This window comes from Labrys methylaminiphilus subsp. lupini (assembly GCF_051161885.1).
Taxonomy (GTDB): Bacteria; Pseudomonadota; Alphaproteobacteria; order Rhizobiales; family Labraceae; genus Labrys.
Genome location: NZ_JBMDIH010000002.1, coordinates 1,659,140 through 1,672,698 on the forward strand (window position 1 = coordinate 1,659,140; position 13,559 = coordinate 1,672,698).

Below are 13,559 nucleotides of genomic sequence, written 5' to 3' on the forward strand. Positions count from 1 at the left end.
CGCATCAGGGCCGTGCCGACAGGGCTCGGGCCGTGCGATCGAGGATGTCGAGATAGCCCTCGGCCTGCCAGGCGGAGCGGCCGATGAAGAGGCCGTCGATATGGGGTTGGCCGATAAGGTCGGCGGCATTGCCCGGGTTGACGCTGCCGCCATAGAGAACCGCAGGGGCCGTACCGAGACGCCCGGCCGCAACCTGCTTGATCAGGGCCTGCTGGCCATCGGCATAGTCGGCGCTGGCTGGAATACCGTTCTCGCCGATGGCCCAGACCGGCTCATAGGCGAAGATGATTTCCACGCCGGGCTTGCCGCTGCCAAGCTGCGAGAGCGCCCCCTCGACCTGGGCCGCCAGTACCTCTTCGGCCCTGCCGCTCTCGCGTTCCGCCAGGGTCTCGCCGACGCAGATCAGCGGTATGAGGCCATGGCCTATGGCCGCCGCCGTCTTGAGGCCGACGGTGCGATCCGTCTCACCGAAATGCTCCCGCCGCTCGCTATGCCCGAGTTCGACCAGGTCGAGGCCACAATCGCGCAGCATTCGCGGCGAGATTTCGCCGGTCCAGGCTCCCGCGTCGGCCCAGTGCATGTTCTGCGCGCCGACCTTCACCCGCGTCGCGGCCAGCGCCTGCTTGACCTCGCGCACCAGGGTGAAGGGCGGGATGACGAAGGGTTGCAAGCGATCATCGACCGAAGCCAGCGCTTGGGCCAGGGCGTTCGCAAAGGCCAGGCCCTCCTCCAGGGTCTTGTTCATCTTCCAGCTGGTGCCGACCCAATAACGTGTCATTTTCCGTGTATCTCCGTGCCGACCGCTGCCGACCGGCTTGCAAATTCGTGTGTTTGAAGCGGGCCTAGCCGAGCAGCGCCCGCGCAGTGGCCTCGTCGGTGATCAGGCCTCGGAGACGGCCGCTGAGCAGCACGGCCCGGACGGCCTCGGTCTTGTTCGCCCCGCCTGCGATGCCGACGATGTGATCGTCGGCGCGTCCGTTCAACGCCACGCCCAGGGTTCGCGAGGTCAACGAGTTCTCGAGCACGCGCCCCTGGGCATCGAAGAAGTAGCCGAGCATTTCGCCCACGCCGCCCTCGGCCTTGATCTCCCGGATTTCCTGCGGATGCATCATGCCGGACGAGACAAGCTGGGCGTCGGCATCGACCGAACCGATGCCCACCACCTTCAGCCCCGCGCCATTGGCCATGGCGAGCACCTCGCCGATGCCGCGCTGGGCGAGCAGGACTGCCTTGTCCTCGGCGGAATTGGCGAAGAACGGCACCGGCATCACATAGGCCTGCGCACCGGTCTTCTCGGCGATGGAGTGCATGACGTCGTGCGGGTTGACGGCATAATCGCGGGTGAGCACGCCGAGCAGCGAGACGAAGCGCATCTGGCCGGCCGCGATGCGCGACATATGCGCGACGGCAGACGTCAGGGTCCGCCCATGGCTCAGGCCGATGGTGCGATGGTCGCCCCGCTCGATCTCGCGCCGCAGGAAGCCCGCTCCGGCCTGGCCGAGCGCGCGCAGCGGGATGCCATCCTCGCCGAGATCGGGAGCGACCTCGCAATGATCGAGATGGAAGCGCCGGCAGAGCTCTTCTTCCAGCTCGACGCATTCGATGATGTCGCCGTCGATGGAGACCTTGACCACGCCGCTCGCCACTGCCCGCGCGATGAGGCGGTGGGTCTTCACCGAGGGCAGGCCGAGCCGCTTGGCCACGGCCGCCTGGGTGAGGCCGCCGACATAATGCAGCCAGGCCGCGCGACGGGCGAGAGACTCCTCCAGCTCGTTCTCCGTGACGGCGCGTCCCATCCCGCCTCTCCGTCCCCGTTCCGCGTCAGACATGAAGATCCTCCACACCTGTCTCGATGAAAGGCGCCCAGAAGGCGATGCTTTCGGCAATCTGGGGCACCACCTGGCGGTCGTTGGGCTCGCGCTCCTTGAAGCTCAGCTCCAGGCAGATCTCGTTGTCTGCAGCCCCGCCCTCGGCAAGGGCCGCCAGCAGCGGTTCGGGCTGGATCCGGCCCTTGGCATTGAACTCGGCCGTGAAGGGGCGATGGCCGCCCTTGTCCATCAGGCTCTGCTTGATGTGGATGATCGGAGAAACCTTCGGCACGGCCCGGGCCCAGGCATAGGGGTCGTAGTCGTCGGGATTGGACGAGGTGACGTCGCCGTGATCAATATCGGCCATCATCCACATCGGCACGGCCATGTCGGCGGCCGTCAGCCGCCGCTGCAGCGACAGGCAGGCCTCGATGGTCTCGCCAAACTCGCGGCCGATGCTCATCGGCTCCCAGAAGACAGAGGTGAGGCCGGCAGCCTTGGCGTGCTCCGCGACCTGCGCCCAGCACTCGATGGCGATCTGGACCAACTCGTCGCGGCGGGCCGTGTCGTCATAATCGGCATAGGTGAAGATGGCGAACTGCGTGCCGACCGACGTGCCGCCGAGATCGCCGATGATGTCGGCGAAGGTCTTGAACCAGTCGACATAATAGCGCCGCACATCTGGATCGGGATGTCCAAAATGATTGAGCCGGCCATAGGGCCCGGTCATGCCACTGGTCACGCGTACGCCGGTGCGGGCCAGGGCGCTGCCCATCTCGCGGACCAGGCGCCTTATGGTGGGCGCGGGCCAGCTCGGATTGATGAATTCATGGGTGAGCTGGAGGTCGCGCAGCCTGAGACCGCGCGCCACCGTGTCGATCAGATCGTCGGGATCGGCGAAACGGTTCACCAGCGGATTGGTATTGAGGGACAGCGTCAGAGGCATCGGATCCTCAGGCGGAAACGTTGGAAAAACGGGTCGGCGTAGCCTCGCCTGCGGTCGGCATCTCCTGCTCGAACCAGGCGATGAAAGCCGCCTTTTCGGCATCACTCAGGTGGAGATAGTGCTTGGTCCGGCGCACCAGGACGTCCTCGGCGCTGCGGGCCCATTCATGACCGGCGAGATAGCGCGCCTCGGCCTCGAAGAGGCAGCCGCCGAAATGACGGCCGAGATCGGCAATGCTGCTTGCCGAGCCAACGACCTGCCGGGTGCGTGCCCCATAGGCATGGCCATAATGCTGGAGCAGCCGGTTGGGCATCCAGGAATAGGCGATGCGCAGGCTCTCGACGAAGCTCACATAATCGGCATTCTCGATCTCGCCGCCCGGCAGCTTGGCCTCGCGCGTCCAGTCACCGCCCATTTTGGGGAAGAACTTGCCGAGCCTGTGCATCGCGCGCTCGGAAAGCTCACGGAAGGTGGTGATCTTGCCGCCGAAGACGTTGAGCAGCGGCACCCCGCCCGTCTCATCGAGATCGAAGACGTAATCGCGCGTGACGGCGGATGGATTGCCCTTGCCGTCATCGAAGAGCGGCCGGACGCCCGAAAAGGCGTGCAGCACGTCCTGTCGGCGCAGCTTCTGCTTGAAGTAGCGGTTCACCGCTGTGATCAGGTAGTCGATTTCCGTCTCGTCGGCAGCGACGTCCTCGGCGGCGCCCTGATAGGCTATATCCGTGGTACCGATCAGCGCCATGTCCCCTTCATAAGGATTGATGAAGATCACGCGCTTGTCGTGGTTCTGCACCAGATAGGCCTGCTGCCCCTCCCAGAATTTCGGCACGATGATGTGGCTGCCCTTGACCAGGCGCACATTGCGTGTGGAGTTGGAGCCTGCCACCTGTGCGATGACATCGGAAACCCAGGGCCCCGCCGCGTTGGCGATGCAGCGCGCTCGGTGCGTGCGGGTTTCGCCTGTGGTCTCGTCACGAGTCGTGACGGTCCAGGCCCCCTCCTCCCGCCGCGCCGAGACGGCCGCCGTACGGGTGAGGATCGTGGCGCCCTTTTCCGCGGCTCCGAGCGCGTTGAGCGCGACGAGCCGCGCATCATCGACCCAGCAGTCCGAATATTCGAAGCCCTTGGCATATTGATCGAGGATCGGCGCACCGACCGGATCGCGCCGCAGATCCAGCACGCGCGTGCCGGGAAGCTTCTTGCGGCCACCGAGATGATCGTAGAGGAACAGGCCGAGGCGCACCAGCCAGGCAGGCCTGTCCTGCGGGCTGTGCGGCAGCACGAACCGCATCGGCCAGATGATGTGGCAGGCCGAGTTCAAGAGGACTTCACGCTCGATCAGCGCCTCGCGAACCAGACGAAACTCGTAATATTCCAGATAGCGCAGGCCGCCATGCACCAGCTTGCCCGAGCGCGAGGACGTGCCCTGGGCCAGATCGTCCTTTTCCACCAGCGTGACGGACAGGCCGCGGCCTGCCGCATCGCGGGCGATGCCGGCACCATTGATGCCGCCGCCGATCACCAGAAGGTCAATCGTCGGGAGGTCGATCATCTCACTCATACTGCAAGGCTCCTTCCCGCGCCCGGTGCTGCGCTTGCCCCAACGGCATCGTGCCGGGCGGCCGCAAGTGCATTCCAGGCCGGGGTCAATTCGAGGCGCGTGGCCCTGAAGGCGGGGAACAATTGATCGTAAAGGCTCGCCAGGGTCGGATCGGGCGGTTCTGGCGCCCCCAAGAGAGGTGTCACCCACTGGGCGACGCAGGCATCCATGTCCTTGAAGGCGCCGACGGCAACCGCCGCCATCATCGCCGCGCCGGCAGCCCCCGCCTCCTCGCGCGAGGAAACGCGCAGCGGAGCGTTGATCGCCGCTGACAGCACGGCGCGCAAGGCGCGCGAGCGCACCGCGCCACCGGCCAGGCGCAGTTCGGCCGGTAGATCGCCCATGGCGGCATAGCAATCGCGCATGGCCAGGCCGAGCCCTTCGACGACGGCGCGCACCAGGTCTGCATAGCGATGGCCGGCGGACAGGCCGATGAAGCCGGCCCGCGCATCGGCATCGACGAAGGGACCACGCTCCCCGGCATCGGAAATATAGGGATGGTAGATCAGCGATCCCGGGCGGCTGTCGGCCAGCCAGCCGTCGATACGCCTCACCAGGTCCTGATGCGCCACCTTCTGGCCCATCTGCGCCAGAATGTCGGCCGCGATCGTCAACACCCAGTCGATGTTGAGCGTGGCCGCCATGTTGGTCTGGACCTGGGTGACGATACCGGGCACGGGCAGGGCAATGACATAGCCGGTACCCTCCGCATTGAGATGAACGTCCGCCGCTCTCTTGGCCCGCATATGGACGCCGGTGGAGCCGATGGTCGAACAGGCCGCATCGCCCGAACCGCCATAGACACCCGCCCCCAGAGCGGCCATGACCATGTCGACATAGCCCAGGCTCACCGGCGTGCCCGCCAGCAATCCCGTCTGCTCCGCCGCGCGCTTCGTAAGGGCGTGGGTGACTTGGCTGCCGTCGAGGATTTCGGGCAACAAGCTGCGCCGATGCGTCAGGCCGAGGGCCTCCACGACCCCATCGTCATAGCGGCGGGTGCGGAAATTACCGAAGGTGAAGCTGGCTTCCGACGGATCCGTGGCGCGCACGTCTGTCAGGTTCAGATAGAGCCAGTCCTTGCAATGCAGCGCCACCTCGGCCCTGTCGAGCAGATCCGGATTGTGGCTGTCCATATGGGCCATTTGCGAGCCCTGCTGGCAGGTATTGAGGCCCGTGCCGGTGGCCTCGAAACGAGCCCTGTTCAGCGGGGAGACTGCCAGGCTGCGCACCGTGGGCGCAGCCCGCGCATCCAGCCACAGCCAGGCATCGGCCACCGGCGCGTTGTCCGCACCGACCAGCCAGGTGCCATCGCCCTGGGCCGTGACGGCGAGCGCCGCGGTGCGGGCGGCCAGATTCTCGATTTTGTCGGCCAATCCGCGCAGCGCCGCGACACAATCGGCCCAGGTCGCCTCCAGCGACTGGGTCGCCGAGCCGTCATCCCCGCGCAGGTAACGATTGGGTACGGAGGCGGCGCCGACCTGGCGGCCGCCGAAATCGAAAGCGACGGCCTTGATCACCGAGGTCCCGGCATCCACCCCGATCAGCAGATCAGCGGACATCGCAACATCCTTCGCGAACTGACAGGCCGACACTTCCGCGCATGATCCATCTCCCTGACAGAGCCAGGCCTCCCACACGCGCCGGCGATTTTCACCGTCCGCATCGATCTCCGATCACTGTGATTTTCATATATCACAAAGATATCATACGTCACGTAATTTATTGCCAACATAGCATATTATTTCAGATAACCGAACCCATAACCGGAAAGAGAAGGCCCATCGCAAAAGCCTCGGGCGCCTACCGACGCCTCCGCTTGGAATGCACTGAAAAACCGTCATCTCTTTCGTTTTTCAATCGCCAATTCTTAGTTATATAATTGATTTATATATATAAATTGTCATACCCTGCTCTTTTGAGCATAACGACTTACTCTATGAAAAATGCAGCAGCGGGCCACGCCAACGCCCCGCAGGCCACCCTGCTTCGCCGGAGAGATTGCCGCGGGATAATATCCTTCTCGGAAAACTTTTCTGCCAAATCAACGAGTCAAGAATATAACTCTGTTGACGTTTTATGAAACACAGATATAACATATCTCAATGATCAGCGAGAGAGCCGTCCGGCCCGTGAGAGCGGGCCGCATCAGCGGCAGAATGGGAGGAGCCATGCTGCGCATTCCGCGCACCGGGCCAGCGTTTGCGGCGCAAGCCGGGGCGAGCCTCGGCCAGACATTCCCTCACGCCGCGCTGGTCGAACACCGCAAGAATGTGGGGCCCGGTCATGAGCAATAGTCATGGTGCATCCGTGAGGGCGTCGGGCGCCGGCGGGCGTGTCCGGCTGGTGGTGCCGGCGCTTGCTCTTCTCGTCATTGCAGGAATCGCGTTCGATACCCGGATCGTGCAGATCGGCTCCAAGGACGATGTGCGCCAGGCGGCCTTTTCGCCCGACAGCTATGGCATCGAGCATTTTCCGCAGATCAAGGCGGCCATCGAGCAGCGCGCCGTCGAGGCCAAGACCCTCGCGCCGGAGGTCCTGGCCGACAAGGCGGCGGCCGCCACGAAATATGGCACGGCAGCCTCCACCGGCTCGATCATTCCCATCCGCCTCACCGGCATCGCCGGCGAGCAGAAGGCGGGCATCTATAAGCTCACGGTGGACGGACTGCCGGCATCCATCGGGGTGCGCGTGCAGACCGGCCCCGCCATCAACGGTACCGATCTTCGCGATGCGCCTGGCGACATCGCTTTCGGCCAGTTCAAGAACCAGATCGAGTATCAGAACGCCGGTTCGGCCATCAATCGCGAGATGAAGAAGCAGGTACTCACCGGCATCGACACCGCCAATCTCACCGGCAAGACCCTGGAGATCGTTGGTGCCTTCCGGCTGGTGAACCCGGAAAACTGGCTGATCACGCCCGTGGCGGTGACGGTGAAATGAGCGGCGAGCCCTCTCCTTCCGGCGCTCAGATGCCCGGGGTCGTGCTGGCCGCGCGCCACGTGGCCAAGTCCTACGGCAATGTCCATGCCCTGAAAGGCGTGAACTTCGACATTCATCGCGGCCAGGTCACAACCCTGTTCGGCGAGAACGGCGCCGGCAAATCGACCCTGATGAAAATCCTGTCGGGCATCGTGACGCCGACATCGGGCGAGATCCTCCTCGACGGCCGGCCCGTGGTGTTCTCCTCGGCATCGGACGCCCGCGACCAGGGCATCTCGATCATCCACCAGGAGCTCTCCCTCGCGCCCAATTTGTCGGTACGCGACAACATCTTCATGGGACGCGAGATCATGGGCCTCACCGGCGTCGACTTCGCTCGGGAGGAAGCAGAGACGCGCGCCTTGATGGCCGAGCTCGAAGAAGACATCGATCCCCTCACCCCGGTCGGCGAATTGCGGCTCGGGCAGCAGCAGATCGTCGAGATCGCGCGCGCCCTCTCGGTTCGCAGCCGCATCCTGATCATGGACGAGCCGACCTCGGCCCTGTCGGCGACGGAAGTGGCAGTGCTGTTCAAGGTCATCGGCGATCTCACCAGCCGGGGCGTCTCGATCGTCTACATCTCCCACCATCTCGAAGAGGCGCTCGAAATCACCAATCACGCCGTCGTCCTGCGCGACGGCACCATGACGGCCTACGCCCCGCGCGCCGAGATCGACCTCAAATGGATCGTCCGCAACATGGTGGGCGAGAACTATGATCTCGGCTCGCCGCCGGGGGGCTACGCCTTCGGCGCCACCGCGCTTTCGGTGCGCGACCTCACGGTGCCGGATCCCGCGGGTGGCGGCTACAACGTGGTCGACAAGCTGTCGCTGGACGTCAAGGCCGGCGAGATCGTCTGCATCTACGGCCTGATGGGCGCCGGCAGGACCGAATTGCTGGAGACTCTGGCCGGACGCCTCAAAGCCTCATCAGGCCAGATCCTGCTGGAGGATGACGAGGTCTCGGGCCTGACCATCGCCCGGCGCATCAAGGCCGGCCTGGCCCTGGTTCCCGAGGACCGGCAGCGCGATGGCCTGGTGCAGACCATGAGCGTGGGCCAGAACCTGTCCCTGGCGTCGATCGCCGACTTCACGCGCGGCTTGTTCACTTCTCTGAAGATCGAGCAGCAGCTGATCGAAGACACCATCCGCAAGGTCACGGTCAAGACGGCCGGAGGCGGAGCGCCCATCGGCTCCCTGTCCGGCGGCAACCAGCAGAAGGTGGTGATCGGCAAGATGCTGGCCACCAACCCCAAGGTGATCCTGCTCGACGAGCCGAGCCGCGGCATCGACATCGGCGCCAAGGCCGAAGTGTTCCGGTTGCTGGCCGAGGGCGCACGCCGGGGCCTCGCCGTCGTCTACTCCACGTCCGAAGTCGGCGAATGCCTCTCCGTCGCGCATCGCATCATCGTCATGCGCAAGGGCCGCATCGTCGCCGAATTCGGCGCAACCGCAAGCAAGGACGAGATCATGGCCGCCTCGGGCGAAGCCGTGGTCCATTAGGCTGGAGGCCTGCCCATGTCGCACACCGCTGCAAGTACGAGCGCCAAGGGGCAGAGATCGGGCCCCGGCCTCGGCCGGCTGCTCCTCGAAGGACGCGCCTTCTTCGCGCTGATCCTCATCGTCGCAGTCTTTTCGTTCTTGTCGCCGAATTATTTCACGCTCGGCAATTTCCTGACGATGGCTTCTCATGTCGCCATCTACGGCATCCTGGCGCTCGGCATGCTCCTGGTGATCCTCAACGGCGGCATCGATCTTTCGGTGGGCTCGGTACTGGCCCTGTCCGGCTGCGTCGCCGGCTTCCTGATGGGAGGCGTGACCCTGCAGGTGGCCGGCGTCATCCTCTACCCGCCGGTCTGGGCCATCGTGATCCTGACCCTGGTGGCCGGCGGGCTGGTCGGAGCCTTGAACGGCGTGCTCATCGCCTGGTTCCGCGTGCCTGCCTTCGTGGCGACGCTGGGCGTGATGTATGTCGCCCGCGGCGTGGCGCTGCTGATGACCAACGGCCTCACCTACAACAATCTCTCCGGCCATGCCGATCTCGGCAACACCGGCTTCGAGTGGCTGGGCTTCAATCGCCTGTTCGGCGTGCCGATCTCGGTGCTGATCCTGGCGGCGCTCGCCATCGTCACGGCTCTGGTGCTCGGTCGTTCCGCCTTCGGCCGCTGGCTCTATGCCTCGGGCGGCAATGCCCGCGCCGCCGAATTGTCGGGCGTGCCGGTCAAGCGCGTGCAGATCACCGTCTATACCGTCTCCGGCATCCTGTCGGCGATCGCAGGGCTCGTTCTGTCCTCGCAGCTGACCTCGGCCGGCCCGACGGCGGGCACCACCTATGAACTGACGGCCATCGCGGCCGTGGTGATCGGCGGCGCGGCGCTCACCGGCGGCCGCGGCACGGTGCAGGGCACGATGCTCGGCGCCTTCGTCATTGGCTTCCTGTCGGACGGCCTGGTGATCATCGGCGTGTCCTCCTACTGGCAGACCGTCTTCACCGGCACGGTGATCGTGCTCGCCGTCCTGCTCAACTCGATCCAGTACAAGGCCCGCGGCCGGCAAGGCTGAGGGCCCGCACAGAAACCTTCCCATTTCGGCAACAAATAACAGATCTGCAGTGGGATCGTTGCCGTCTTGCGACGGCAGACAACTTCACCAATCAAGGGAGATGCCCCATGTTCAAAAAAGGCATGCGTTTGCTGGTCGCGGCCGCCGCCGTGACCCCATTGCTGATCGGCTCGGCCTCGGCGGCCGGCCTGATCTCGATCATCGTCACCGATCCGGCCAATCCATATTGGTACACGGAAGGCGAAGTCGCCAAGAAGACCGCCGAGCAGCTCGGCTACACTGCCTCGGTTTCCGCCCATAAGGGCGACACCAACACCGAGAGCACACTGGTTGACACCGCCATCACCAACAAATCCGCCGCCATCATCCTCGACCCGGCCAATGCCGATGGATCGGTCGGAGCGGTGAAGAAGGCCGTCGATGCAGGCATTCCGGTGTTCCTCGTCAATGCCGAGATCAACAAGGAAGGCCTCGCCAAGGCGCAGCTCGTCTCTAATAACGCGCAGGGCGCCGCCGTCGGTGCCGAGCAATGGGTGAATTCGGTCGCCAAGACGGGCAAATATGTCGAGCTGTTCGGCAACCCCGCCGACAACAACGCCGCCACCCGCTCCAACGGCTACGAAACCGTACTGACGCAATATCCCGACCTGACCAAGGCCGCCAAGGAAGTGGCCAACTGGGATCGCGCCCAGGGCTACCAGAAGATGCAGTCCATGCTGCAAGCCCATCCTGACATCACCGGCGTGATCTCCGGCAATGACGAGATGGCGCTCGGCGCCATCGCGGCGCTGAAGGAGGCCGGCAAGCTCAGCAAGGTCAAGGTCGGCGGCTTCGACGGCTCGCCCGATGCGGTTGCCGCCATCAAGGCCGGCGAGCTGCAATATACCGTGCTGCAGCCGGTTGCGGTCTTCTCCAAGGAAGCGGTGGTCCAGGCCGACACCTTCATCAAAACAGGCAAGACCGGCGCAGCGACCGAAAAGCAGCTCTTCGACTGCGTCCTGATCACCAAGGACAATGTCGACAAGTATGTTTCGGCCTTTACGCTCGCCAAATAATGACGAAGCCGGGATGGCCGTTGGCTATCCCGGCTTTCTTACGGGTCGGTGGCGCGTCCTTCCACAGCGGTGATTGCTGCAGGCAGGCATATTCCAACACTTCGGGATATCCTGCCAGCGCTCAACCCGGAAACAGACCGCCATGACATCGACGAGAGCCACGCAGGAAGACACGCTGGAACAGATCATCGCCGATCAGGTGCCGAGCGACAGCCGCCATGCCCGCCAGCTTGCCCGCCGCCAGCTCATCATGCAGGCGGTGATGGCTGAGGGCACCATGCGCATCGAGGAACTGGCCGAGCGCTTCGCCATCAGCCTGATGACCGTGCACCGCGACCTCGACGAACTGATCAATCGCGGCCTGCTGCGCAAGTCGAGGGGCATCGTCTCGGCGACACCCACCAGCTTGGTTGAGTCGAGCGATGTCTACCGTTCCATGCGCGAGGCCGTGGAAAAGCGCGCCATCGCCCAGGTGGCGGCCCAGTTCCTGGAAGCCGGCCAGGCCGTCTTCTTCGACGATTCCACCACCGTGCTGCAGATGGCCCCCCATATCGCAGCCCGCGTGCCGCTGACGGCGATCACCAACTCGATCCCGCTGATGAACGAGTTGAAGGAGATGAGCGACGTGACGTTGCTCGGCCTCGGGGGACGCTATTACAATTGGTGCAACGCCTTCATGGGCCCGGCCACGACGGCCGAGATCCGCCGGCTGCGCGCCGACTGCGTCTTCCTGTCGATGTCGGCCATCACCGATGACATGGTGTTCCACCAATCCGCGGAGATGGTCGAGACCAAGCGAGCTATGTTCGACAGTGCGGCCAAGCGGATCCTGCTTGCCGACCACACCAAGTTCCAGCGTCGCGCCCTGCACGCCATGGGCACTCTGAGCGAGTTCGATGCCATCATCGTCGACGACGGCATGGCCCCGCTCCAGGTCGAATTGCTGCGCTCGCGCGGCATCAACATCGTGATCGCGCCGATCAAGCAGCGCTCACCCCACCCCGCGTGACGCGACGAGGCGTTTCGTCTCCGTCGGACATCGCGATTTCTGCAATATCCTTTCGAGACGGAGTGCCTGCCAATGCCCACCCTCATCGGAATCGACAACGGGCTGACGGTGACCAAGGCGGCCGTCTTCGATGAAAAAGGCGTGCTGCTCGCCGTGGCCCGCCGGCGCATTCCCCAGATCATTCCCCATCCCCACCATGTCGAACGCGACATGGTGGGCCTGTGGCAGGCAACGGCCGAGGCCATCGCCGAGGCACTCGAAAAAGCCGGGCGTCCTGCCAGCGATGTCGCGGCGGTTGCCGCGACCGCCCATGGCGACGGCCTCTACCTTCTCGACGCGGAGCATCGTCCGCTCGGCCATGGCATTCTCTCGCTCGACAGCCGCGCGGCCGCCATCGTCGCCGAATGGGACGGGGATGGCACCTCCGCCACCGCCCTCGCCCGCACCGGCCAGGTCGCGCATGCCTCGGCCCCCTCGGCACTGCTGGCCTGGATCAAGCGCCACGAACCCGAGCGCTTTGCCAGGATCGCCCATGTCCTGGCCTGCAAGGACTGGCTGCGCTTTTGCCTGACCGGAACGCTTGGCACGGATCTCACCGAGGCCAGCACATCGTTCACGGCGATGGAAAGCCAGGTCTATGAACCTGACATCCTGCCGATCTTCGGCCTCGAGGGCCTTGCCGGTGCCCTTCCCGCCGTTACCCGGCCCGATGAGATCATCGGCACGGTTTCGCAGGCCGCGGCCTCCGCGACCGGCCTGACGGCCGGAACCCCGGTGGTGGCCGGCGTGCATGACGTCGTCGCCTCCGCCCTCGGCATTGGAGGCCATCGCGAAGGCACCGTGGCGATCGTGGCGGGGACCTATTCCATCAACGAGACGATCGCCAGCACGCCGAAGACCGATACCCGCTGGTTCTGCCGCAACGGCATCAAGCCGGGCGAATGGAACCATATGAGCATATCGCCGGCATCCGCCGCCAACTACGACTGGTTCCTGGATACGCTCTGCGCCGTCGAGCGACGCAGCGCGGAGGAGACAGGCGGCTCCATCCACGCCGCCATCGGCACCGAAATCGAGGCGGCACTCGCGCGGCCCTCCACCGTGCTCTTTCACCCCTATCTCTACGGTTCTCCCCATGGCGCGACCGCCAGCGCCGGCTTTCTCGGGCTGCGTGGCTGGCATGATCGCGGTGACATGCTGCGCGCCGTCATCGAAGGCATCGCCTTCAACCACCGGGTACATGTCGACGCCCTGCGGGAAGGCTTTTCCCCCGGCACCATCAGCCTGACGGGCGGCATATCGAGGAAGCCGCTCTACGCCCAGATCTTCGCCGACGCTCTCGGCCTGCCCGTCACCGTGAACGAGACCGAGGAGGCCGCCGCCTGGGGCGCTGCCTTGTGCGCCGGCGCCGGAGCCGGCCTCTACGCATCGCCGACGGACGATCCCCGCGATCTCGCAGCTCTCGCCCGGCATTACCAGCCAGATCCCACGCGCAGCCAGCAGTTGCAGGAGCGTTATGCCCTGCATTGCGACATCGCCACGCAGCTTGCACCTCTCTGGCCGCGCATCGAGGCCCTCGCCTCGCAGGCAGCGTAGAG

11 protein-coding genes are annotated in these 13,559 nt (G+C 64.9%); 6 read left to right on the forward strand and 5 right to left on the reverse strand.

Features of this window, described 5'->3' with window-relative positions; all coding sequences use genetic code 11:
- Positions 1-4 precede the first annotated feature (4 nt).
- The 5 genes from ACN6KF_RS33255 to ACN6KF_RS33275 form a co-directional block, all read right to left on the reverse strand.
- Positions 5-778: a triose-phosphate isomerase gene (locus tag ACN6KF_RS33255; RefSeq protein WP_434961150.1), complete on the reverse strand. Its 774-nt coding sequence runs from the start codon at positions 776-778 to the stop codon at positions 5-7.
- 64 nt (positions 779-842) lie between these two features.
- Complete coding sequence (locus tag ACN6KF_RS33260; RefSeq protein ID WP_434961151.1) at positions 843-1,829, reverse strand: sugar-binding transcriptional regulator; 987 nt, start codon at positions 1,827-1,829, stop codon at positions 843-845.
- A complete protein-coding gene (locus ACN6KF_RS33265; RefSeq protein ID WP_434961152.1) occupies positions 1,822-2,754 on the reverse strand; it encodes a sugar phosphate isomerase/epimerase family protein in 933 nt (310 codons plus the stop codon). The genes ACN6KF_RS33260 and ACN6KF_RS33265 overlap by 8 nt, the downstream gene beginning before the upstream one ends.
- A 7-nt stretch (positions 2,755-2,761) precedes the next feature.
- Positions 2,762-4,309 carry a glycerol-3-phosphate dehydrogenase gene (locus ACN6KF_RS33270; RefSeq protein ID WP_434961370.1) on the reverse strand — a complete coding sequence of 516 codons (1,548 nt, stop codon included), beginning with the start codon at positions 4,307-4,309 and terminating at the stop codon, positions 2,762-2,764.
- Between the two features lie 5 nt (positions 4,310-4,314).
- Positions 4,315-5,916 carry an FGGY-family carbohydrate kinase gene (locus ACN6KF_RS33275; RefSeq protein WP_434961153.1) on the reverse strand — a complete coding sequence of 534 codons (1,602 nt, stop codon included), beginning with the start codon at positions 5,914-5,916 and terminating at the stop codon, positions 4,315-4,317.
- A 724-nt stretch (positions 5,917-6,640) separates the two neighbouring features.
- Here ACN6KF_RS33275 and ACN6KF_RS33280 point away from each other — a divergent pair.
- The 6 genes from ACN6KF_RS33280 (at position 6,641) to ACN6KF_RS33305 (ending at position 13,557) form a co-directional block, all read left to right on the forward strand.
- Positions 6,641-7,297, forward strand: coding sequence for a DUF2291 family protein (locus tag ACN6KF_RS33280; RefSeq protein ID WP_434961154.1), 657 nt, complete (start codon positions 6,641-6,643; stop codon positions 7,295-7,297).
- Positions 7,294-8,838: a sugar ABC transporter ATP-binding protein gene (locus ACN6KF_RS33285; protein ID WP_434961155.1), complete on the forward strand. Its 1,545-nt coding sequence runs from the start codon at positions 7,294-7,296 to the stop codon at positions 8,836-8,838. Before ACN6KF_RS33280 ends, ACN6KF_RS33285 begins: the two co-directional genes overlap by 4 nt.
- A 15-nt stretch (positions 8,839-8,853) precedes the next feature.
- Entirely contained in the window at positions 8,854-9,897 is a 1,044-nt protein-coding gene (locus ACN6KF_RS33290; protein ID WP_434961156.1) for an ABC transporter permease, read from the forward strand.
- 107 nt (positions 9,898-10,004) lie between these two features.
- Positions 10,005-10,952, forward strand: a complete 948-nt coding sequence (locus tag ACN6KF_RS33295) for a D-ribose ABC transporter substrate-binding protein (protein ID WP_434961157.1) — start codon at positions 10,005-10,007, stop codon at positions 10,950-10,952.
- A 142-nt stretch (positions 10,953-11,094) separates the two neighbouring features.
- Positions 11,095-11,961 carry a DeoR/GlpR family DNA-binding transcription regulator gene (locus tag ACN6KF_RS33300; RefSeq protein WP_434961158.1) on the forward strand — a complete coding sequence of 289 codons (867 nt, stop codon included), beginning with the start codon at positions 11,095-11,097 and terminating at the stop codon, positions 11,959-11,961.
- A gap of 72 nt (positions 11,962-12,033) precedes the next feature.
- Entirely contained in the window at positions 12,034-13,557 is a 1,524-nt protein-coding gene (locus ACN6KF_RS33305; RefSeq protein ID WP_434961159.1) for an FGGY-family carbohydrate kinase, read from the forward strand.
- Positions 13,558-13,559: the final 2 nt, after the last annotated feature.

Coding starts and splice junctions, on each gene's coding strand:
- ACN6KF_RS33305 (WP_434961159.1), top strand. CDS start 12,034: ATGCCCACCCTCATCGGAATCGACAACGGGCTGACGGTGACCAAGGCG.
- ACN6KF_RS33285 (WP_434961155.1), top strand. CDS start 7,294: ATGAGCGGCGAGCCCTCTCCTTCCGGCGCTCAGATGCCCGGGGTCGTG.
- ACN6KF_RS33265 (WP_434961152.1), bottom strand. CDS start 2,754: ATGCCTCTGACGCTGTCCCTCAATACCAATCCGCTGGTGAACCGTTTC.
- ACN6KF_RS33260 (WP_434961151.1), bottom strand. CDS start 1,829: ATGTCTGACGCGGAACGGGGACGGAGAGGCGGGATGGGACGCGCCGTC.
- ACN6KF_RS33280 (WP_434961154.1), top strand. CDS start 6,641: ATGAGCAATAGTCATGGTGCATCCGTGAGGGCGTCGGGCGCCGGCGGG.
- ACN6KF_RS33300 (WP_434961158.1), top strand. CDS start 11,095: ATGACATCGACGAGAGCCACGCAGGAAGACACGCTGGAACAGATCATC.
- ACN6KF_RS33290 (WP_434961156.1), top strand. CDS start 8,854: ATGTCGCACACCGCTGCAAGTACGAGCGCCAAGGGGCAGAGATCGGGC.
- ACN6KF_RS33275 (WP_434961153.1), bottom strand. CDS start 5,916: ATGTCCGCTGATCTGCTGATCGGGGTGGATGCCGGGACCTCGGTGATC.
- ACN6KF_RS33255 (WP_434961150.1), bottom strand. CDS start 778: ATGACACGTTATTGGGTCGGCACCAGCTGGAAGATGAACAAGACCCTG.
- ACN6KF_RS33270 (WP_434961370.1), bottom strand. CDS start 4,309: ATGATCGACCTCCCGACGATTGACCTTCTGGTGATCGGCGGCGGCATC.
- ACN6KF_RS33295 (WP_434961157.1), top strand. CDS start 10,005: ATGTTCAAAAAAGGCATGCGTTTGCTGGTCGCGGCCGCCGCCGTGACC.